The sequence below is a fragment of the Scandinavium tedordense genome, from assembly GCF_024764965.1.
Lineage (GTDB): Bacteria > Pseudomonadota > Gammaproteobacteria > Enterobacterales > Enterobacteriaceae > Scandinavium > Scandinavium tedordense.
The window spans coordinates 121,933-143,004 of record NZ_JALIGG010000058.1 but is presented as its reverse complement, the minus strand read 5'-3'; the positions used below and the strand labels follow the sequence as shown (position 1 = coordinate 143,004).

Annotated in this window: 18 protein-coding genes; 16 read left to right on the top strand and 2 right to left on the bottom strand. The window is 52.7% G+C overall.

The annotated features are described in order from the left end of the window. The first annotated feature begins 108 nt into the window (after window positions 1–108). The 4 genes from MUU46_RS20015 to MUU46_RS20000 all read left to right on the top strand — a co-directional run bounded on the left by MUU46_RS20015 (window position 109) and on the right by MUU46_RS20000 (window position 5,639). Entirely contained in the window at window positions 109–1,530 is a 1,422-nt protein-coding gene (locus MUU46_RS20015) for a glycoside-pentoside-hexuronide (GPH):cation symporter (RefSeq protein WP_258966454.1), read from the top strand. Beyond that, complete coding sequence (locus tag MUU46_RS20010) at window positions 1,514–3,202, top strand: glycoside hydrolase family 32 protein (protein WP_258966453.1); 1,689 nt, start codon at window positions 1,514–1,516, stop codon at window positions 3,200–3,202. Before MUU46_RS20015 ends, MUU46_RS20010 begins: the two co-directional genes overlap by 17 nt. Window positions 3,203–3,303: 101 nt before the next feature. Continuing rightward, complete coding sequence (locus tag MUU46_RS20005) at window positions 3,304–4,680, top strand: NosD domain-containing protein (RefSeq protein ID WP_258966452.1); 1,377 nt, start codon at window positions 3,304–3,306, stop codon at window positions 4,678–4,680. Then, complete coding sequence (locus MUU46_RS20000; RefSeq protein WP_258966451.1) at window positions 4,680–5,639, top strand: carbohydrate kinase family protein; 960 nt, start codon at window positions 4,680–4,682, stop codon at window positions 5,637–5,639. The genes MUU46_RS20005 and MUU46_RS20000 overlap by 1 nt, the downstream gene beginning before the upstream one ends. Before the next feature lie 336 nt (window positions 5,640–5,975). Here MUU46_RS20000 and icd read toward each other — a convergent pair whose 3' ends face one another. Continuing rightward, window positions 5,976–7,226, bottom strand: a complete 1,251-nt coding sequence (gene icd, locus MUU46_RS19995) for an NADP-dependent isocitrate dehydrogenase (RefSeq protein WP_125353689.1) — start codon at window positions 7,224–7,226, stop codon at window positions 5,976–5,978. A gap of 174 nt (window positions 7,227–7,400) precedes the next feature. Between icd and rluE the strand changes: the two genes are divergently transcribed. From rluE to MUU46_RS19955, 8 genes are all read left to right on the top strand, one after another. Next, window positions 7,401–8,057, top strand: a complete 657-nt coding sequence (rluE, locus tag MUU46_RS19990; RefSeq protein WP_258966450.1) for a 23S rRNA pseudouridine(2457) synthase RluE — start codon at window positions 7,401–7,403, stop codon at window positions 8,055–8,057. Between the two features lie 147 nt (window positions 8,058–8,204). After that, window positions 8,205–8,678 carry an NUDIX hydrolase gene (locus MUU46_RS19985; protein ID WP_159761490.1) on the top strand — a complete coding sequence of 158 codons (474 nt, stop codon included), beginning with the start codon at window positions 8,205–8,207 and terminating at the stop codon, window positions 8,676–8,678. 41 nt (window positions 8,679–8,719) lie between these two features. Beyond that, window positions 8,720–9,826, top strand: a complete 1,107-nt coding sequence (gene mnmA, locus MUU46_RS19980) for a tRNA 2-thiouridine(34) synthase MnmA (RefSeq protein ID WP_258966449.1) — start codon at window positions 8,720–8,722, stop codon at window positions 9,824–9,826. 30 nt (window positions 9,827–9,856) lie between these two features. After that, complete coding sequence (gene hflD / locus MUU46_RS19975) at window positions 9,857–10,498, top strand: high frequency lysogenization protein HflD (protein ID WP_125353693.1); 642 nt, start codon at window positions 9,857–9,859, stop codon at window positions 10,496–10,498. Window positions 10,499–10,501: 3 nt separating this feature from the next. Then, window positions 10,502–11,872 (top strand): adenylosuccinate lyase, encoded by a 1,371-nt coding sequence (gene purB / locus MUU46_RS19970; protein ID WP_258966448.1) that lies wholly within the window; start codon window positions 10,502–10,504, stop codon window positions 11,870–11,872. A 392-nt stretch (window positions 11,873–12,264) separates the two neighbouring features. Then, the gene (gene phoP, locus MUU46_RS19965) at window positions 12,265–12,939 is read left to right on the top strand and encodes a two-component system response regulator PhoP (protein ID WP_159761484.1); all 675 of its coding nucleotides are present in this window, start codon (window positions 12,265–12,267) and stop codon (window positions 12,937–12,939) included. Then, a complete protein-coding gene (phoQ, locus tag MUU46_RS19960) occupies window positions 12,936–14,399 on the top strand; it encodes a two-component system sensor histidine kinase PhoQ (RefSeq protein ID WP_159761482.1) in 1,464 nt (487 codons plus the stop codon). Before phoP ends, phoQ begins: the two co-directional genes overlap by 4 nt. Window positions 14,400–14,523: 124 nt before the next feature. After that, window positions 14,524–15,645: a ribosomal protein uL16 3-hydroxylase gene (locus MUU46_RS19955; protein WP_258966447.1), complete on the top strand. Its 1,122-nt coding sequence runs from the start codon at window positions 14,524–14,526 to the stop codon at window positions 15,643–15,645. A 106-nt stretch (window positions 15,646–15,751) separates the two neighbouring features. Here the strand turns inward: MUU46_RS19955 and pepT are convergent, their stop codons facing one another. Then, the gene (gene pepT / locus MUU46_RS19950; protein ID WP_258966446.1) at window positions 15,752–16,975 is read right to left on the bottom strand and encodes a peptidase T; all 1,224 of its coding nucleotides are present in this window, start codon (window positions 16,973–16,975) and stop codon (window positions 15,752–15,754) included. A gap of 255 nt (window positions 16,976–17,230) precedes the next feature. On the opposite strand from pepT, the gene potA reads away from it, so the two are divergent. From potA to potD, 4 genes are read left to right on the top strand one after another with little or no spacing between them, the layout of a single operon-like run. Next, the gene (gene potA, locus MUU46_RS19945; protein ID WP_159761476.1) at window positions 17,231–18,367 is read left to right on the top strand and encodes a spermidine/putrescine ABC transporter ATP-binding protein PotA; all 1,137 of its coding nucleotides are present in this window, start codon (window positions 17,231–17,233) and stop codon (window positions 18,365–18,367) included. Then, window positions 18,351–19,208: a spermidine/putrescine ABC transporter permease PotB gene (gene potB / locus MUU46_RS19940; protein ID WP_159761474.1), complete on the top strand. Its 858-nt coding sequence runs from the start codon at window positions 18,351–18,353 to the stop codon at window positions 19,206–19,208. The genes potA and potB overlap by 17 nt, the downstream gene beginning before the upstream one ends. After that, on the top strand, window positions 19,205–19,996 hold the full coding sequence (gene potC, locus MUU46_RS19935) for a spermidine/putrescine ABC transporter permease PotC (protein WP_159761472.1): 792 nt from the start codon (window positions 19,205–19,207) through the stop codon (window positions 19,994–19,996). The genes potB and potC overlap by 4 nt, the downstream gene beginning before the upstream one ends. Next, window positions 19,993–21,027 (top strand): spermidine/putrescine ABC transporter substrate-binding protein PotD, encoded by a 1,035-nt coding sequence (potD, locus tag MUU46_RS19930; protein WP_258966445.1) that lies wholly within the window; start codon window positions 19,993–19,995, stop codon window positions 21,025–21,027. The genes potC and potD overlap by 4 nt, the downstream gene beginning before the upstream one ends. Window positions 21,028–21,072 lie beyond the last annotated feature (45 nt).

Here is a 21,072-nt window from a genome sequence, read left to right as displayed (position 1 = left end):
AATGAAATAGAATATACAGGAGAGATTGTACTCCCCTATTTTTACTATGGCATGGGTCGTCATATACCGTGTTTTGTAATTATGACTGTTCAATATTGAGGGATATGTATGTCTACTACAGCCGCAGAAAAACACAGCGCTTATGAAAAATTGAGCCTGAAAGAAAAGATCGGCTACGGTATGGGTGATGCCGGTTCCTGTATGATTTGGAGTGTACTGGCGCTCTATCTGACCTGGTTTTATACAGACGTCTATGGCCTTGATCCCAGGATTGTCGGCACCCTCTTTCTGGTGATCCGCGTTTTCGATGCCTTCAGCGATCCTGTTATGGGCGCGATTTGTGACCGGACCCGCACCCGCTGGGGTAAATTTCGACCGTGGCTATTATGGATGGCCGTGCCGTTTGGCCTTGGCGCTGTGGTAATGTTCACAACGCCCGACCTGAGCATGAATGGAAAAATCATCTATGCATGGGTCACTTATTTAGTCATGTCTCTGATTTATACCGCAATCAATATCCCTTATTGCTCGGTCGCTGGCGTCATTACGCTCAACCAGAAAGAACGCCTGGGGTGCCTGTCATGGCGCTTCTTCCTCAACGGACTCGCCACGTTAATTGTCTCCTCCTCGATTTTACCGTTAACCGAATGGTTAGGTGACGGCAACCGGGCATCCGGTTTCCAGTTAACGATGATGATTATGGGCATCGCAGCCACCTTAATGTTCCTGTTCTGTTTCTCCAGTATTAAAGAGCGTGTGGTCTCAATTAAAGCCAATGACACCTTAAGGAAGGATTTCAAAGACATTATTAAAAATGACCAATGGCTCCTGATGATCTCGATTACCTTCCTGAACGTTTTCCCGGCATTCATTCGCGGGGCAGTGACCATTTATTATGCCACCTATGTAATGCAGGCTTCGGTAGGGTTTATTACCTTCTTCATGGCCCTTGGTGTAGCCTGCAATATGTTAGGTAGCATCATTGCTAAACCTCTGACCGATCGTTTTGATAAAATTAAATTGTTCCGCATTATTAATATCATCCTCGGCATCCTATCTTTCGCTCTGTGGTTCGTCGATCCGCATTCACTGACGCCGCTGCTGACACTGTTTATTGTGATTAATATTCTGCACCTGATTCAGTCTGGCCCTATTTTGTGGGCAATGATGTCCGACGTTGACGATTACGGTGACTGGAAATTAGGCAAACGTCTGACAGGTATTTCGTTTGCCGGTAACCTGTTCATGCTGAAAATGGGTCTGGCCGTCGCGGGGGCAATTGTCGCTTGGATATTGTCTTACACCGGTTATATAGCTAATAGACCCCAACAAAATACGCAGACCATCCAGGGCATTATTATGATGTTTTCGTTATTACCGATGGTGAGCTATTTCTTTAGCGCCTGGATAGTGCGCTATTTCAAACTTAACGATGCATTCCTCGAAAAAATCAAAGTCGACCTCGCTAAACGAGAACTGCAAAACAGCTCAGTCCAAGCTCAGGAGTATAAAGATGTCCCTGTCGTTTAATGTTAAGCAAGGCCAACGGGTTGATTTATGGCTGAAAGAAACAAAGCCAGCCACCCAGCCTCTGTTTTCCATCCGTATAGAGAATGAGGTGGTTTTTAAAATCACCACAGCCCCCGGGTACTACCACTATTTTACCTGGACCGCGTGGCAGGACGGTACGGCCTGCCTGGACTGGCTGTCAGAGCACAGCGAGATCTCACTGTGCTACACCTGGCACCCGGACTCATTGAGTGAAACTGGGGTCAGTTTTGTCGCCACTCAGGACAATGCGCTTCGTTTGTTGAGTGACCACGACATTGCCACCGGATACTTGCAGGACCCTTTACGTCCGTCGCTACATTTCTCTCCGCACACTGGCTGGATGAATGATCCTAATGGTCTGCATCGCAAAGGCGAGGAGTGGCACCTGTTTTATCAGTATCATCCACACAGCACGCAGTGGGGACCAATGCACTGGAACCACGCGGTGAGTAAAGACCTTTATCACTGGCGACACTACCCGGTCTTCCTCCAGCCGGAGCAAAATCTGGCTGCACTGGGGGCAACAGGCGGTGCCTTTTCCGGCAGCGCGTTCATTGATGCACAAGGGCAAACCCGTTTCTGGTATACCGAGCGACTGCCAGCTTATGATTTATATCGCGGTTATCGCGAAATTCAGAAAATGGCCGTGCCACTGAAGAGTTACGACAAACCCGCGTCAGTAGCAACGGTGTTAACTGAACTGCCTCCTGGCGTCGACTGTGATTTTCGCGATCCAAAAGTCTGGTATGAGGAGGCCGATGCCACCTTTTATATGATCCTCGGTGCCTCCGTAAATGGCGACCCGGCGATGCTGCTGTTCCACTCTGCTGACAGCGAACAATGGGAATTTCACCATGTGCTGTACGTGGCCCCGGCCTACTTCCGCGAAAATGGTGGCCGCTGCGTCGAATGCCCCGACTTTTTCTGCCTGGATGGCGTATGGGTGTTAATCATTGGTATCGTAGGCTATACCGAACCCGTCACCGGTCGTCACAACCTGTTGTTCGCGCAAAACGGTGATTTTCGCGACGGCTATTTCACCCCTTCGGCACAACCGCTACAAATGCTGGATTTCGGCACAGATTTCTACGCCCTGCAAACCTGGGGTGAAGAAGAGGCTCGCACTGGTTTTGCCTGGCTGTATAACTGGGCCACGCAAAAAAACATCGATTCCACGTACTGCGGCGAAATGTCTTTACCGCGTCGCTTTCATCTCAACGGGCAGCAACAACTGTGTATGACCCCAGTTTTACCGCCAGAATCATTGGCAGTCAGTCAAAGCAGACTGGCTGATAATGAGCTTTGGTCAAGTGCTGAGGGCAGTAAAGCCTGCACAATTGCGTTCACCCCGACAACCGCGTTCTGTCTAACGCTGAGCGGGGACAGCAGCCAGGAAATCGTCCTCGAATATGATGGTAATTCGCTGACACTGCGGGAAAAAGGTCAGGATGATGGCCGTTATTATGCGCCGATATCCCATGTAAAGGATGTCACATTAAGCTTCGATGCCGGGATCGTTGAAGTCTTTGCCAATGAGGGCAGCGTCTGCGGTACGCGTCGATATTATTCGTGCAATACGCTGACGCAAATACAGCTCGCAGGCGCTCAGGCAATCATCACTCACTATCGTGCCGCTTATGCGCACCAGTGACCCAGTGACCCAGTGACCCAGTGACCCAGTGACCCAGTGACCCAGTGACCCAGTGACCCAGTGACCCAGTTTAATTTTAATTGCCCAGAAGGATTTAACACATGTCGAGTAATAATTATTACGATGTCACGGAATGGAATTCAGGTAATCCGTATGATGACATTGGTGAAGTGATTAATAGCATTATCGCTGACATTAAGAGCCGACAAACGAACAACGATGTGAATGAAGGCGGTAAACCAGGCGCGGTGATTTATATTCCACCTGGCGATTATCATCTTCTCACCCAAATCGTGATAGATATTAGCTATCTAAAAATAATGGGTTCCGGGCATGGTTTTACGTCCTCCAGCATCCGCTTTAATACGCCCGAAAGTGATTGGGCAAACTGGCATGAATTATGGCCGGGGGGCAGCCGTATCCTGGTGGATATGTCACCGGAAGAAGGTGCGACGGAATCCGCTGGGGCCGCATTCTATATCGCACGCAGTGGCGACCCACGTATAAGTTCAGTCGAGTTTGCTGACTTCTGTATTGACGGTTTGCACTTTGTCGATGACGGTTCTGGAAGCAATGACCCGGAGAACAGCTATCTCAACGGCAAGACGGGGATTTACATTGCCAGCGCGCAAGACTCATTCCGTATCAATGGCATGGGGCTCGTCTATCTTGAACACGGTGTGACGATTTATAATGCTGACGCCCTGGCTATCCATAACAACTTCATCGCTGAATGCGGGAACTGCATTGAGTTACGTGAGTCAGGCCAGGCTTCGAAAATAACCGATAACTTAATAGGCGCTGGCTACAGAGGCTATTCTGTTTACGCGGAAAACTTCGGTGGTCTGTTAATTACCGCCAATAATATCTTCCCGCGAGGAAAAAGCAGCGTTCATTTCTCCAATGTGGTTCGCTCATCGATTAGCAGTAACCGCTTCCATTCATTTTACCCAGGCATGCTGATCATGGAAAGCGGCTGTGCTGAGAATCTGGTCTCGTCAAATCATTTCTTCCGCGAACGGGAACCATGGGCACCAATGCAGGCCTACAATAACGGATTAGATGATTTATATGGCCTGTTGTATATTAACGGTGATAATAACTCAATCTTTTCAAACCATATTTCTGAGACCATTGACACGCAATATATTACGCCAGCCGGCGCAACACCGGTTATTATTCGGGTCGTTTCTGGCAATGGCAATACTATTTCTAATAACCATATTGTCGCCACCACCGAAACCTCCACCGTACAGGAGGCAGCAGACGCCAGCGCGTGTTTCTCAACTCAAGTCAGCGCGTTACTGGCGACCGACGGCCTTGAAGCGCTGACAGTGACCACCGTCCAGATAGAAGCGGCCTCGCAGCAAAATACCGTGCTGGATTCAGGCACTGACGGTCAGGTTGCGATTGATAAAACTGTGAATGCCTTCAGAGCAACACCCACTCCCGGAGTGACGACGGAGGGACACCGTTAATGCGTGGTCAAAACATCGCCTGCATTGGCGAACTGTTAATTGATTTTGTCTGCACCGACATTGGACTGGGTCTGAAACACGGGGCCCGCTTCCTCAAAAAAGCCGGGGGAGCCCCCGCCAACGTTGCCGCAGCCATCAACCGTAGCGGCGGCCAAGCCAGGCTGGCGGCGAAAGTTGGACACGATCCCTTCGGCGATTTCCTGCTTCACACCCTGGAATCGGAAGGCATTGAGCACACTGGTGTGACGCGCTGCTTCACTCCCACAACGTTAGCATTTGTCGGATTGCAGGACGACGGCGAGCGCGATTTTACCTTTTGTCGTGGTGCCGATGGCGAGCTTGGCTGGCAGGATATTCCCTCTGGTTTTCTTGACGATGTCGGCATCGTTCATTTTGGTGCCGCCACCGGTCTGCTGGATGGTGAACTCTATGCCACATACCAGCGCCTTCTGCATGAAGCTAAACAGCGCGGTTTATTGGTCTCATTTGATCCCAACTATCGGGACGGTTTGTGGGGACAAAATCCGCAAGAATTCATCGCCCGCTGCACACCCTGGTTTCAGCAGGCGGATATCGTGAAAGTCAGTGAGGAAGAACTCCACTTCATTACGGGTGCGAAAACGAATACAGAAGGGTGTCAGACATTGCACGAGGCCGGTGTCAGCTATGTCACCGTCACCTGTGGCCAGCGGGGAACATGGGTCAGCCATCAATCAGGTTTGCAACAACTCATCCCTTCTCTACCGGTTGATGCGATTGATTCAACCGGTGCAGGTGATGCGTTTATCGGCGCATTACTGGCACAAATTTCCCAATCAGGTTGCAGGTTAGACGATCAGCTACAGTTCCTGCATGCTGTGCGCTGGGCCAATGTTTGTGGCGCATTGACCTGCACGAAATTTGGCGCCATTGACGCTATCCCAGTTTGGCAAGATGTTGAGAAATACTTAAAAGAGTAGCGATTTCCGAGAAAAGAGGTAGAAATATCCCGAACTTTCCAGCGCCAAAATTGGCGCTGTGTTGGTATATCCAATGATGGAAACAGAATTCGTCTTTATAAGGTTATGGTCCCGCGTCTTGCTCATGAATTTCATCCGAGCAGAGTTGACGCGCACAACCGACCGACTTTACGCAGACCACCAGGAAGTGTTCACTCTTATAAGCCAGGCCTGTGCCATTCAACCCTGAGTCGAAAAAATTTATTTCATTGGCAGTGACAACTGCTATCAACAATGACAACTAATAAAAAACGGGAACCATCAGGCTCCCGTTCTTGTGTAACCGCTAAAAGCGAATTACATATTGTCGATGATCGCGTCACCAAACTCTGAACATTTCAGCAGCTTAGCGCCTTCCATCAAACGTTCGAAGTCATAGGTCACGGTCTTGGCAGCGATTGCGCCTTCCATGCCTTTAACAATCAGGTCTGCGGCTTCGAACCATTCCATGTGACGCAGCATCATTTCAGCGGACAGGATAACGGAACCTGGGTTCACTTTATCCTGGCCTGCGTACTTCGGTGCAGTCCCGTGGGTAGCTTCGAACAGCGCGCATTCGTCACCGATGTTTGCACCTGGTGCGATACCGATGCCGCCAACCTGTGCCGCCAGGGCATCAGAAATGTAGTCACCATTCAGGTTCATACAGGCGATAACATCATATTCAGCTGGGCGCAGAAGGATCTGCTGCAGGAACGCATCGGCGATAACATCTTTAACGATGATCTCTTTACCGGTATTCGGGTTCTTAATTTTCTGCCACGGGCCGCCGTCGATCAGCTCACCGCCGAATTCTTCTTTCGCCAGCTGGTAACCCCAGTCTTTGAAAGCGCCTTCGGTGAACTTCATGATGTTGCCTTTGTGAACGATGGTCACAGAGTCACGGTCGTTGGTGATAGCGTATTCAATCGCCGCGCGAACCAGGCGCTTGGTGCCTTCTTCTGAACATGGCTTGATACCGATACCACAATGTTCAGGGAAGCGAATTTTCTTCACGCCCATTTCTTCACGCAGGAACTTGATAACTTTTTCCGCGTCGGCAGAGTCAGCTTTCCACTCGATGCCTGCGTAGATGTCTTCTGAGTTTTCACGGAAGATGACCATGTCGGTCAGTTCTGGGTGTTTAACCGGGCTTGGGGTGCCCTGGTAGTAACGTACCGGGCGCAGGCAGACGTAAAGGTCCAGCTCCTGGCGCAGGGCTACGTTCAGAGAACGAATACCACCACCAACCGGCGTGGTCAGCGGGCCTTTGATGGCCACGCGATAATCGCGAATCAGGTCCAGAGTTTCCGCTGGCAGCCAGACGTCCTGGCCGTACAGTTTGGTGGATTTTTCCCCGGTGTAAATTTCCATCCAGGAAATTTTACGCTCGCCTTTGTAGGCTTTCTCTACGGCAGCATTCACCACTTTGATCATCGGCGGAGTCACGTCCACACCGATACCATCACCTTCGATGAATGGGATAATCGGATTGTGGGGGACGTTCAATTTGCCGTTTTGCAGGGTGATCTTTTGGCCTTCCGCCGGAACAACTACTTTGCTTTCCATTAACCTCTCCTTCGAGCGCTTCTGGTGACTGCTCGTGACTTTCGTGTCCTGGGTAGCGTTGCTGCCCCGCAACGCGAATAGTGTGAGCAATATTTTTTGTTAATGATTTGTAATGAGCTGGTTGATACTACCTGAATGTTGGGTTCCATGAAAGGTCTTCGTAATTAGGCTATAATGCTGCAATTGACACGGCCTGAAAATACCATGAATAAAACTTCTTTTAGAAATCACCGCCTTAAGCGATTCAGCTCACAACAAGCTTCCAGACAATGCAAAGAAAGCCAGCCAAAACGCGTCATTTTGTTCAATAAACCCTACGATGTTTTGCCGCAGTTTACTGACGAAGCCGGACGCAGCACCCTCAAAGATTTTATCGATGTCCAGGGCGTATATGCCGCCGGACGACTCGACCGCGACAGCGAGGGCCTGCTGGTCCTCACCAATGACGGCGCGTTGCAGGCGCAGCTCACTCAGCCGGGCAAACGCACCGGAAAAATCTACTTTGTGCAGGTGGAAGGTGAGCCGGATGAGGCCGCGCTGACGTCGCTGCGCACCGGCGTGACGCTAAATGATGGACCGACGCTTGCGGCAGGAATTGAACTTGTGGATGAACCTGAATGGTTATGGCCGCGCAATCCGCCAATCCGCGAGCGTAAAGCCATTCCCACGTGCTGGCTGAAAGTGACGCTGTATGAAGGGCGTAACCGGCAGATTCGCCGCATGACGGCGCATGTTGGCTACCCTACCCTGCGTTTGATTCGTTACGCGATGGGCAAATACACCCTGGACAATCTCACCAACGGCGAATGGCGGGATGTGACTTCAGAGTAATGCCGTCAGGTCGGTACGCGTTGTCCGTTGCATGTTACCTCCCTCCGATCGGGTGTTCGGTCGAACACCCGAATGAAGTATAGTGGTGGAAGACAAATGTGATCTATATCGAATAAATATAATCACGCGCCGAAATCAGGAGTCTCCATGTTTAAACCGCACGTCACCGTCGCCTGTCTGGTTCACGCCAAAGGTAAGTTTTTGATTGTGGAAGAAACAGTCAATGGAAAAGCCACCTGGAATCAGCCCGCCGGGCATCTGGAAGCTGACGAAACGCTGGTTCAGGCCGCTGAGCGCGAGCTGTGGGAAGAGACCGGTATTCGCGCCACGCCGCAGCAGCTGGTGCGTATGCATCAATGGATTGCGCCGGACAACACGCCGTTTCTGCGCTTTCTGTTTGCCATCGAACTGGATGATGTCTGCGAGACGCAACCTCATGATGATGATATCGATCGCTGTCTGTGGCTGAGCGCCGAAGAGATCCTCACCGCCTGTCATTTACGCTCTCCGTTAGTGGCCGAGAGTATCCGCTGCTGGCAGAGCGGTCAGCGTCTGCCGCTAGAAATTATCGGCGAATTTAACTGGCCCTTCACAAAGGGTGTCAACCCTGGGGCTGCGTGATAGAATATGCCGCCTTGAAGTTCAATGTCGTGAGTATTCCAATGTCAGAAAGCCCAAAAAAAGTGATCGTCGGCATGTCCGGCGGTGTCGATTCCTCCGTTTCTGCCTACCTGCTGCAACAGCAAGGTTATAAGGTCGAAGGCCTGTTCATGAAGAACTGGGAAGAGGACGACGGCGAGGAATATTGTACAGCCGCAGCAGACCTGGCCGATGCCCAGGCCGTGTGCGACAAGCTCGGCATTGAGCTGCACACCGTCAATTTTGCCGCAGAATACTGGGACAACGTGTTTGAGCTGTTCCTCGAAGAGTACAAAGCCGGTCGTACACCGAATCCGGATATTCTGTGCAACAAAGAGATCAAATTTAAAGCTTTCCTTGAGTTCGCCGCGGAAGATTTAGGTGCCGATTACATCGCCACGGGTCACTATGTGCGCCGCGCCGACGTGAATGGCAAAAGCCAGCTGCTGCGCGGTCTCGACGGTAACAAAGACCAGAGCTATTTCCTGTATACGCTGAGCCACGAACAGATTGCCCAAAGCCTGTTCCCGGTTGGCGAGCTGGAAAAGCCTGAAGTCCGACGTATTGCGGAAGAACTCGACCTCATCACTGCGAAGAAAAAAGACTCCACCGGTATCTGTTTTATCGGCGAGCGTAAATTCCGTGAATTCCTTGGCCGCTACCTGCCGGCTCAGCCGGGCAAAATCGTTACCGTTGATGGTGACGTGATTGGCGAGCACCAGGGCCTGATGTATCACACCCTCGGCCAGCGTAAAGGCTTAGGCATCGGTGGCACCAAAGACGGCAGCGAAGAGCCGTGGTACACCGTCGATAAAGATCTTGAAAACAACATTCTGGTGGTGGCTCAGGGTCACGACCACCCGCGCCTGATGTCCGTCGGTCTGATTGCCCAACAGCTGCACTGGGTCGATCGCGAGCCACTCAACGGCAACCTGCGCTGCACGGTGAAAACCCGCTATCGCCAGTCAGACATTGCGTGCACCGTGACCGCACTGGATGAAGACCGCATTGAGGTTCGCTTTGACGAGCCCGTTTCTGCCGTAACCCCAGGCCAGTCCGCCGTGTTCTACAGCGGTGAAGTGTGCCTCGGCGGCGGCATTATCGAGCAGCGTTTGCCGCTGCCGGTTTAAGACTCAGACAGCACACAGAAAGGAGTTTTAGTGGCGAAGAACTATTACGACATCACTATCGCGCTGGCCGGGATTTGCCAGTCGGCCCGTCTGGTTCAGCAGCTTGCGCATCAGGGTCACTGCGACAACGATGCCCTGCACGTAGCGCTGAACAGCGTTATCGATCTCAATCCGGATTCTACTCTGGGCGTGTTCGGTGGCAGTGAAGCCAATCTTCGCCTCGGCCTTGAAACGCTGCTTGGGGTGCTTAACGCCAGCAGTCGTCAGGGCCTCAACGCCGAACTGACGCGTTACACCCTCAGTCTGATGGTCCTGGAACGTAAGCTCTTTGCTGCCAAAGGCGCCATGGACACGCTCGGCGAACGCATTGCCGGGCTGCAACGCCAGTTAGACCATTTCGATTTGCAGTCTGAAACCCTGATGAGCGCGATGGCGGCTATTTATGTCGACGTGATTAGCCCGCTGGGGCCGCGTATTCAGGTCACCGGTTCCCCTGCCGTGCTGCAAAGCCCGCAGGTACAGGCCAAAGTTCGCGCGGGCCTGCTGGCAGGCATCCGCGCCGCGGTGCTGTGGCACCAGGTTGGCGGCGGTCGTCTGCAGCTCATGTTTTCCCGTAATCGCCTGACCACTCAGGCAAAACAAATTCTTGCTCATATAACTCCGGAGTTGTGATCTATGGAATTATCCTCACTGACCGCCGTTTCCCCTGTCGATGGACGCTACGGCGATAAAGTCAGCGCGCTGCGCGGCATTTTCAGCGAATTCGGTTTGCTGAAATTCCGTGTGCAGGTTGAAGTTCGCTGGCTGCAAAAATTAGCCGCGCACACAGCTGTCAAGGAAGTTCCAGCTTTTGCCGCGGACGCAAACGGTTTCCTCGATAAAATCATCGCTGATTTTAACGAAGCAGACGCCGCGCGCATTAAAACCATCGAGCGCACCACCAACCACGATGTGAAAGCGGTTGAGTATTTCCTGAAAGAGAAAGTGGCTGACGTTCCAGCCCTGCACGCGGTGTCTGAGTTCATTCACTTCGCCTGCACGTCTGAGGACATCAACAACCTGTCCCACGCGCTGATGCTGAAAACCGCTCGCGACGAAGTGGTGCTGCCATACTGGCGTAAGCTTATCGATGCGGTGAAAGACCTGGCGGTGCAGTATCGCGATATCCCGCTGCTTTCCCGTACCCACGGCCAGCCGGCGACACCGTCCACCATGGGTAAAGAAATGGCGAACGTGGCGTACCGTCTGGAGCGTCAATATCGTCAGCTGAACCAAGTGGAAATCCTCGGTAAAATCAACGGCGCGGTCGGCAACTATAACGCTCACATCGCGGCGTACCCGGAAGTCGACTGGCATGAATTTAGCGAAGAGTTCGTGACTTCACTCGGCATCCAGTGGAACCCGTACACTACCCAGATTGAACCTCACGATTACATCGCTGAACTGTTCGACTGCGTGGCGCGCTTCAACACGATCCTGATCGATTTCGATCGCGATGTGTGGGGCTACGTGGCGCTGAACCACTTCAAGCAGAAAACCATTGCCGGTGAAATCGGCTCGTCCACCATGCCGCACAAAGTGAACCCGATCGACTTCGAAAATTCCGAAGGCAACCTCGGCCTCTCCAATGCCGTGCTGCAACATCTGGCGAGCAAACTGCCGGTTTCCCGCTGGCAGCGTGACCTCACCGACTCCACGGTGCTGCGTAATCTCGGCGTCGGCCTCGGCTACGCGCTGATTGCGTATCAGTCCACGCTGAAAGGCGTGAGCAAACTGGAAGTGAACCGCGATCGCCTGCTGGCAGAACTGGATAGCAACTGGGAAGTATTGGCTGAGCCGATCCAGACCGTTATGCGTCGTTACGGCATCGAAAAACCGTACGAGAAGTTGAAAGAGCTGACCCGCGGCAAACGTGTTGACGCCGAAGGCATGAAAACGTTTATCGACAGTCTGGCGCTGCCAGAACACGAGAAAACGCGCCTGAAAGCCATGACCCCGGCCAACTACCTCGGTCGCGCCATTACGATGGTTGATGAACTGAAGTAAGTTATCCCACCTCTCTTCCCCCCGGGAGAGAGGTTCTTCTCTGGCGAGGAGAAAGCGTTATGCAGTGCCAGGTGCCTCCTGGTGAGTCTGTGTCAGTCTGCACAGTACCCGCGTGACCTTAACATCGAAGTTCTACTGAACGCCCCGCCGCACAGGGGGATTCAAAATCTATCTGGATATTATTTCCTGCCCGTAATACCTCTTTCCCCCTCTCGATACCCGGCCCTCAACGGCAAATAAACAAAGAGCCGTTATCTCAGAAATGCTTAAGTCCGCAAACCGAAGTCAGTTTATATTACCGGCTAAAACGTCTGATTAAGTTTCACTGGAATGCACTGGTTTTGCGTAATCGCGTTAAACTATTCAAATCGTAAATGAAAGGGAGTAGAGACATGCGCGTACTCGTCGTGGAGGATAACGCCCTGTTGCGTCACCATCTCAAAGTTCAGCTGCAGGAACTGGGCAACCAGGTGGATGCTGCGGAAGACGCAAAGGAAGCAGATTACTATCTCGGTGAACATGTGCCGGATATTGCGATTGTGGATTTAGGGCTACCGGACGAAGACGGGCTGTCGATGATCCGCCGCTGGCGCAGCCACGAAATTTCACTCCCGGTGTTAGTATTGACCGCCCGAGAAGGCTGGCAGGACAAAGTTGAAGTGCTGAGCGCCGGTGCCGACGATTACGTCACCAAACCGTTCCACATCGAAGAGGTGGTGGCGCGGATGCAGGCGTTGCTGCGCCGTAACAGCGGCCTGGCATCGCAGGTGATTTCCCTTCCGCCGTTCCAGGTCGATTTGTCACGCCGTGAGCTGTCAGTGAATGAAGAGGTCATTAAGCTGACCGCTTTTGAATACACCATTATGGAAACGCTTATCCGTAATAACGGCAAAGTGGTCAGCAAAGATTCGCTGATGCTACAACTCTACCCCGACGCCGAGCTGCGCGAGAGCCACACTATCGACGTGCTGATGGGCCGCCTGCGCAAGAAAATCCAGGCTCAGTACCCACAGGACGTGATCACCACCGTACGAGGTCAGGGTTACCTGTTCGAACTGCGCGGATGAAAAAAGTACTCAGGCATATTTTGCCCCTTTCCCTACGCGTCCGCTTTTTGCTGGCGACTGCTGGGGTTGTTTTGGTGCTATCACTGGCGTACGGGATGGTCGCGCTGGTTGGCTATAGCGTCAGCTTCGATAAAACCACTTTCCGTTTGCTGCGCGGTGAAAGCAACCTGTTTTACACCCTCGCCCGTGTCGAAAATAATAAAGTCAACGTTGAGATCCCTGAAAACCTCAACCTGCAAAGCCCAACGATGGCGTTGATTTACGACAAACACGGCAAACTAATGTGGATGCAGCGCGACGTCCCGTGGCTGGTGGACCGGATTCGCCCGGAATGGCTGAAGGCCAACGGTTTCCACGAAATCGAAGCCGACGTTGGCTCATCAAGCATGTTGCTGCGTAGCGATCATGCAGTGATGCAACAGCTCAACGAGATTCGCCAGCAGGATGACGATTCCGAAATGACCCACTCAGTCGCCGTCAATATCTATCCCGCGACGTCCCATTTACCGCAGATGACAATCGTGGTGGTCGACACTATTCCCATTGAGCTTAAGCGCTCGTATATGGTGTGGAGCTGGTTTATCTATGTACTGGCGGCGAACTTGCTGTTGGTTATTCCGCTGTTGTGGGTCGCCGCGTGGTGGAGTTTGCGGCCGATAGAATCGCTGGCGAAAGAGGTGCGCGAACTGGAAGAGCATCACCGCGAGACGCTGAACCCGGAAACTACCCGCGAACTCACAAGCCTGGTGCAAAACCTTAACCGCCTGCTGAAAAGCGAGCGCGACCGCTACGACAAATACCGTACCACGCTGACCGACCTCACCCACAGCCTGAAAACGCCGTTGGCGGTGCTGCAAAGTACCCTGCGCTCCCTGCGCGGTAACAAGCTCAGTGTGGAAGCCGCCGAACCAGTGATGCTGGAACAAATCAGCCGTATTTCGCAGCAGATTGGCTATTACCTGCATCGCGCCAGCATGCGCACGGGAAGCACGTTACTCAGCCGTGAGCTGCACCCCGTGGCACCGTTGCTGGATAATCTGACTTCAGCGCTGAATAAGGTGTATCAGCGTAAAGGCGTGAACATCACTCTCGATATCTCCCCGGAAATCAGCTTCGTTGGCGAAAAAAACGACTTTATGGAAGTGCTGGGCAACGTGCTGGATAACGCCTGTAAATACTGTCTGGAGTTCGTCGAGGTGTCAGCGCGCCAGACGGACGATCATCTGCATATTTTTGTGGAAGATGACGGGCCGGGTATTCCGCAAAGCAAACGCGACCTGGTGTTCGACCGCGGTCAGCGCGCGGATACGCTGCGTCCAGGCCAGGGCGTCGGGCTTTCCGTGGCGCGTGAAATTGTTGATCAGTATGACGGCAAAATTCAGCCCGGAGACAGCCCGCTCGGTGGCGCAAAAATGGAAGTGATTTTCGGCCGCCAGCATCCGGAAAGCAAAGAGGCCTGAGTCTTTTTTTGCCACCGCTTGCATCGTCAGGCAGTGGCATCCGTTATACTCGTCATACTTCATGCAACTCGAATGATTTAGCGTCAATACTCCCAACAGAACCCTGCCTGTGGAATAAAACATTATGGATTATCAGTTATCGCTCAACTGGCCCGACTTTATCGAACGCTACTGGCAAAAACGCCCGGTCGTGTTGAAGCGCGGCTTTACCGACTTTGTCGACCCGATTTCCCCTGACGAACTGGCGGGCCTCGCCATGGAAGACGAAGTGGACAGCCGCCTCGTCAGCCACCATGAAGGCAAATGGCAGGTCAGCCACGGTCCCTTCCAAAGCTACGATCACCTGAGTGAAAATAACTGGTCGCTGCTGGTACAGGCGGTAAACCACTGGCATGAGCCGACCGCAGCGCTAATGCGCCCATTCCGCGCCCTGCCCGACTGGCGCATTGACGATCTGATGATTTCATTCTCCGTGCCCGGCGGCGGCGTTGGTCCGCATCTGGATCAGTACGATGTCTTTATCATTCAGGGAACCGGTCGCCGTCGCTGGCGCGTCGGTGACAAAGTGCCGATGAAGCAGCACTGTCCGCATCCGGACCTGCTACAGGTCTCCCCTTTCGACGCGATTATCGATGAAGAAATGGAGCCGGGCGATATTCTCTATATTCCACCCGGTTTCCCGCACGAAGGTTATTCGCTGGAGAACTCGCTGAACTACTCGGTCGGCTTCCGCGCACCAAGCGGCAAAGAGCTGATCAGCGGTTTCGCTGATTACGTACTGCAGAGAGAACTGGGTACGCACCGTTATACTGACCCGGACGTGCCTGCGCGTGAACATCCGGCAGATATCGTGCCACAGGAACTCGACAAGCTGCGCGCCATGATGCTCGAGATGATAAGCCAGCCGGAACACTTTACTCAGTGGTTTGGGGAGTTCATCAGCCAGACACGTCACGAACTCGACGTTTCTCCGCCGGAGCCGCCGTATCAAGCCGATGAGATTTACGACGCACTGCAACAGGGGGACAAACTGGTTCGTCTGGGTGGTCTGCGCGTGCTGCGCATTGAGGGTGAAGTATACGTGAACGGTGAGAAGATTGATTCACCGCACCGCCCGGCACTGGAAGCGCTGGCGAGTCATATTGAACTGAACGCGGAACATTTTGGCGATGCGCTGGAAGACCCTTCCTTCCTGGCAATGCTCTCTGCGCTGGTGAACTGCGGTTATTGGTTCTTCGAGGACTGATAGCCGTATGCCCGGCGGCGCTGCGCTTACACCGGCCTACAATACGTTAATCGTGTAGGCCCGGTCAGTATTCGCACCGCCGGGCAAATTACCCGGCAAACTCCGCCTACCGTTTAGCGGTTAGCTCCGCAATACGCACAATCACTCTTACCGCTTTCTCCATCCCTTCCAGCGTCGCGAACTCGTGCTTGCCGTGGTAGTTATAGCCGCCGGTAAAGATGTTCGGACACGGTAATCCCATGAACGAAAGCTGCGAGCCATCGGTGCCGCCGCGAATCGGTTTCATCAGCGGTTTGATATCGCAATCATGCATCGCCTGCTGCGCGACCTCGATGATGTGAGGATGCTCCATCACCTTTTCACGCATGTTGTAATAACTGTCTTCAATGATGAGCTCGATGTAGCAATCCGGGTGCAACCCTTTGCCGACCTTTTTCGCGATTTCCATCATTTTGCGCTTCCGCGCTTCGAACTGTTTACGGTCGAAATCACGAATAATGTAGTGCATTTGCGCGCTGTCGACGGTGCCTTTAATACTGGTCAGATGGAAGAAACCTTCATAGCCTTCCGTCTGTTCAGGGCTTTCGTCGGCGGGTACTTCCGCGTGAATGCGCGAAGCCAGCGACAGCGCGTTCACCATCACGCCTTTTGCGCTGCCCGGATGCACGTTGTTGCCCACGATTTTGATGGTCACCGACGCCGCATTGAAGTTCTCGTACTCCAGTTCACCCACGCCGCCGCCGTCGACGGTATACGCCCATTGAGCCCCGAACGCCTCAACGTCAAAATGTTTGGCTCCCTTGCCTACTTCTTCATCCGGCGTGAAGGCCACGCGAATTTCGCCGTGTGGCACGTTAGTGGTCATCATCAAGGCCAGCGCGGTCATGATTTCCGCAACGCCAGCTTTGTCATCCGCGCCGAGTAGCGTTTTGCCGTCGGTGGTGATTAACGTCTGGCCAAGCAGCTGATGCAGCACCGGGAACATCACCGGGGACAGCACTTCATCGCCAATACCGAGCGCGATATCTCCCCCGCGATAGTGTTCGACAATCTGCGGATTCACGTTTTTACCGCTAAAATCAGGTGAGGTATCGACGTGAGAAATAAAACCGATGACGGGAATATCGCCCTCAACGTTGGCGGGCAGCGTGGCCATCACTGTCCCCTTCTCACTCAGCGTAACGTTAATCAGCCCCAATTCTTCGAGCTGCGTTTTGAGCAGGCGTAACAATTTCCACTGCCCTTCGGTACTCGGCACCTGTCGCACACCAGGCTTCGACTGCGTATCCAGAGAAACATACTGCAAAAACCGCTCAAGTAATTTATCCATGTCGTCGCCCTCATTTTTAGTGTCAACATTATCAGTAAGCACCGATCCCTAAATATTGCGTCAGGTCACTTTTGGCCCGGCAATTGAGATTTTTTTTCAATCACCTGTGCGAATTGTATAAAGGTAGTCAACAAGGAGGCAGAATGATTGGCGATTTCAGGGGATTGCCGTAGAATGCCAGCCCTTAATTATGTGTCAGACCTTTAAAGGTGGTTAACCACACACCCCGTAGCGGGGATCATTCGCTGCGTTTACATGGGACAGAGTAAAAAATTGAATACACAATCGCGTTCGCTTTCACCGCTAGTGCATCTGGCGGGGATTCGCAAAGGCTTTGATGGTAAAACAGTCATTTCAGATCTCAATCTCACCATCAATAATGGTGAATTCCTTACGCTGCTCGGCCCCTCCGGCTGCGGTAAAACCACGGTTTTACGCCTGATTGCCGGACTCGAAAATGTCGACCACGGCCGCATTCATCTTGAAGATATCGACATCACCGATGTCCCTGCGGAAAACCGCCACGTTAATACCGTCTTTCAAAGCTACGCGCTGTTCCCGCACATGACCGTGTTCGAGAACGTGGCCTTCGGTCTGCGGATGCAAAAAACGCCTGCCAATGAGATAACGCCCCGCGTCACCGATGCCCTGCGCATGGTGCAACTGGACGAGTTTGCTCAGCGCAAACCGCATCAGCTTTCCGGTGGACAGCAACAGCGTGTGGCTATCGCCCGCGCGGTGGTCAATAAACCACGGCTATTATTACTGGACGAATCCCTTTCTGCGCTCGATTACAAACTGCGTAAGCAGATGCAGAACGAACTGAAGGCCCTGCAGCGCAAGCTCGGAATTACCTTTGTGTTCGTTACCCACGATCAGGAAGAAGCCCTGACCATGTCTGACCGTATCGTGGTGATGCGTGATGGCAAAATCGAGCAAGACGGCACGCCGCGTGAAATTTATGAAGAACCGAAGAACCTGTTCGTCGCCGGATTCATTGGTGAAATCAATATGTTCAACGCCACAGTGATTGAACGTCTGGATGAACAACGCGTGCGCGCCAACGTTGAAGGCCGCGAGTGTAATATCTACGTCAACTTCGCGGTAGAAAAAGGCCAGAAGCTTAATGTGCTGCTACGGCCGGAAGATTTGCGCGTCGATGAAATTAATCACGATAACGACATAGAGGGCCTGATTGGCTACGTGCGCGAGCGCAACTACAAGGGCATGACCCTGGAATCCGTGGTTGAGCTGGAAAACGGGAAAATGGTGATGGTCAGCGAATTCTTCAATGAAGATGACCCGGACTTCGACCATTCTCTGGATCAAAAAATGGCCATCAATTGGGTCGAAAGCTGGGAGGTGGTGCTGGCTGATGAAGAACACCAGTAAATTCCAGAAGGTGGTTATCGCCACCATCGTCGGTTGGCTGGTGGTATTTGTCTTTCTGCCCAACCTGATGATCATCGGTACCAGCTTCCTGACCCGTGATGACGCCAGTTTCGTCAAAATGGTCTTTTCGCTGGATAACTACGCGCGTCTGCTCGACCCACTCTATTTTGATGTTTTACTGCACTCGCTGAATATGGCGCTGCTGGCCACGCTGGCGTGCCTGATCCTCGGCTATCCTTTCGCCTGGTTCCTGGCGCGCCTGCCGGAAAAAGTGCGCCCTCTGCTGTTGTTTCTGCTGATTGTTCCGTTCTGGACCAACTCGCTGATCCGCATTTATGGGCTTAAAATTTTCCTCAGCACTAAAGGCTATCTCAACGCGTTCCTGCTGTGGACCGGGGTGATTGATACGCCGATTCGCATTATGTATACACCAGGCGCAGTGATCATCGGCCTGGTCTACATTCTGCTGCCCTTTATGGTGATGCCGCTCTATTCCAGCATTGAGAAGCTCGACAAACCGCTGCTGGAAGCGGCCCGTGATTTAGGCGCCAATAAGTTCCAGACCTTTATTCGTATCATCATGCCGCTGACCATGCCGGGAATTATTGCGGGCTGTCTGTTAGTCATGCTGCCCGCGATGGGGCTGTTCTACGTCTCCGACCTGATGGGTGGTGCGAAAAACCTGCTTATCGGTAACGTTATCAAAAGCCAGTTCCTGAATATTCGCGACTGGCCGTTTGGGGCGGCCACCAGCATTACGCTGACGCTGGTGATGGGCCTGATGCTGCTGGTTTACTGGCGCGCCGCGCGGCTGCTGAACAAAAAGGTGGAACTCGAATGATCGGTCGTCTGCTTCGCGGCGGCTTTATGACCGCCATCTACGCCTACCTGTATATTCCGATCATTATTTTGATCGTGAACTCCTTTAACAGCTCACGGTTTGGCATTAACTGGCAGGGCTTCACCACGCAGTGGTACAGCCTGTTGATGAACAACGACAGCCTGTTGCAGGCCGCACAGCACTCGCTGACGATGGCCGTATTTTCCGCGACATTCGCCACACTGATTGGCTCGCTCACTGCGGTGGCGCTGTTTCGCTATCGTTTTCGCGGTAAGCCGTTCGTCAGTGGCATGCTGTTCGTGGTGATGATGTCCCCGGACATCGTGATGGCGATTTCCCTGCTGGTGCTGTTTATGCTGATTGGCATTCAGCTCGGCTTCTGGTCGCTGTTATTCTCGCACATCACTTTCTGCCTGCCATTTGTGGTGGTCACCGTTTACTCACGCCTGAAAGGCTTTGATGTGCGGATGCTGGAAGCGGCGAAAGATTTGGGTGCCAGCGAAATGACCATTTTGCGCAAAATCATCTTGCCGCTGGCGATGCCTGCGGTCGCTGCCGGATGGCTGCTAAGCTTTACCCTGTCGATGGATGACGTGGTGGTTTCCTCGTTCGTCACCGGTCCCGGCTATGAAATTTTACCACTCAAGATTTACTCGATGGTTAAAGTTGGCGTTTCACCTGAAGTGAACGCGCTGGCGACCATTCTGTTAGTGCTTTCTCTGGTTATGGTGGTTGCCAGCCAGATAGTTGCTCGTGATAAAACGAAATCTCAGAGGACATCGAAATGAAAAAAATGCTTGCCGCCGCGGCACTGGTACTCGGAATGGGTGCGGCGCACGCCGATGACAGCAAAACGCTCTATTTCTATAACTGGACCGAATACGTACCGCCGGGCCTGCTGGAGCAATTCACCAAAGAGACCGGAATCAAGGTTATCTATTCGACCTATGAATCGAATGAAACCATGTACGCCAAGCTGAAAACCTATAAAGACGGCGCATACGATCTGGTGGTTCCTTCGACCTACTTTGTCGACAAAATGCGCAAAGAAGGCATGATCCAGAAGATCGACAAAAGCAAGCTGACCAACTTCAGCAATCTTGATCCGGAAATGCTGAACAAGTCGTTTGACCCGAATAATGACTACTCGATTCCGTACATCTGGGGTGCCACGGCGATTGGCGTAAACAGCGAGGCTATCGACCCGAAAACCGTCACCAGCTGGGCCGATTTGTGGAAACCGGAATATAAAGGCAGCCTGTTGTTGACCGACGATGCGCGCGAAGTGTTCCAGATTGCACTGCGTAAACTGGGCTATTCCGGCAACACCACCGACCCGAAAGAGATTGAAGCGGCTTACAAAGAGCTGCAAAAACTGATGCCTAACGTCGCGGCGTTCAACTCCGACAATCCGGCGAACCCGTATATGGAAGGCGAAGTGAATCTGGGTATGGTGTGGAACGGTTCTGCGTTCGTGGCTCGTCAGGCCGGAACACCGCTGGAAGTGGTATGGCCGAAAGAAGGCGGTATTTTCTGGATGGACAGCCTGGCAATTCCTGCGAATGCCAAAAACGTCGACGGTGCGCTGAAGCTGATTAACTTCCTGCTTCGCCCGGATGTCGCCAAACAGGTGGCAGAAACCATCGGCTATCCGACGCCAAACCTGGCGGCGCGTAAGCTATTGGATCCAAAAGTCGCCAACGACAAATCGTTGTATCCGGATGCGGAAACCATTAAGAAAGGCGAATGGCAGAACGATGTTGGTGACGCCAGCCGTATCTACGAAGATTATTACCAGAAGCTGAAAGCGGGTAGGTAATTACATCTTGCACTGAATAAAACGGCGGACGGCATCATGCCCTCC

Bases quoted from the DNA above. Each gene is read 5' to 3' on its own strand.
- MUU46_RS20015 (WP_258966454.1), top strand. From the start codon at position 109: ATGTCTACTACAGCCGCAGAAAAACACAGCGCTTATGAAAAATTGAGC.
- MUU46_RS20010 (WP_258966453.1), top strand. From the start codon at position 1,514: ATGTCCCTGTCGTTTAATGTTAAGCAAGGCCAACGGGTTGATTTATGG.
- MUU46_RS20005 (WP_258966452.1), top strand. From the start codon at position 3,304: ATGTCGAGTAATAATTATTACGATGTCACGGAATGGAATTCAGGTAAT.
- MUU46_RS20000 (WP_258966451.1), top strand. From the start codon at position 4,680: ATGCGTGGTCAAAACATCGCCTGCATTGGCGAACTGTTAATTGATTTT.
- icd (WP_125353689.1), bottom strand. From the start codon at position 7,226: ATGGAAAGCAAAGTAGTTGTTCCGGCGGAAGGCCAAAAGATCACCCTG.
- rluE (WP_258966450.1), top strand. From the start codon at position 7,401: ATGCTGCAATTGACACGGCCTGAAAATACCATGAATAAAACTTCTTTT.
- MUU46_RS19985 (WP_159761490.1), top strand. From the start codon at position 8,205: ATGTTTAAACCGCACGTCACCGTCGCCTGTCTGGTTCACGCCAAAGGT.
- mnmA (WP_258966449.1), top strand. From the start codon at position 8,720: ATGTCAGAAAGCCCAAAAAAAGTGATCGTCGGCATGTCCGGCGGTGTC.
- purB (WP_258966448.1), top strand. From the start codon at position 10,502: ATGGAATTATCCTCACTGACCGCCGTTTCCCCTGTCGATGGACGCTAC.
- phoP (WP_159761484.1), top strand. From the start codon at position 12,265: ATGCGCGTACTCGTCGTGGAGGATAACGCCCTGTTGCGTCACCATCTC.
- phoQ (WP_159761482.1), top strand. From the start codon at position 12,936: ATGAAAAAAGTACTCAGGCATATTTTGCCCCTTTCCCTACGCGTCCGC.
- MUU46_RS19955 (WP_258966447.1), top strand. From the start codon at position 14,524: ATGGATTATCAGTTATCGCTCAACTGGCCCGACTTTATCGAACGCTAC.
- pepT (WP_258966446.1), bottom strand. From the start codon at position 16,975: ATGGATAAATTACTTGAGCGGTTTTTGCAGTATGTTTCTCTGGATACG.
- potA (WP_159761476.1), top strand. From the start codon at position 17,231: ATGGGACAGAGTAAAAAATTGAATACACAATCGCGTTCGCTTTCACCG.
- potB (WP_159761474.1), top strand. From the start codon at position 18,351: ATGAAGAACACCAGTAAATTCCAGAAGGTGGTTATCGCCACCATCGTC.
- potC (WP_159761472.1), top strand. From the start codon at position 19,205: ATGATCGGTCGTCTGCTTCGCGGCGGCTTTATGACCGCCATCTACGCC.
- potD (WP_258966445.1), top strand. From the start codon at position 19,993: ATGAAAAAAATGCTTGCCGCCGCGGCACTGGTACTCGGAATGGGTGCG.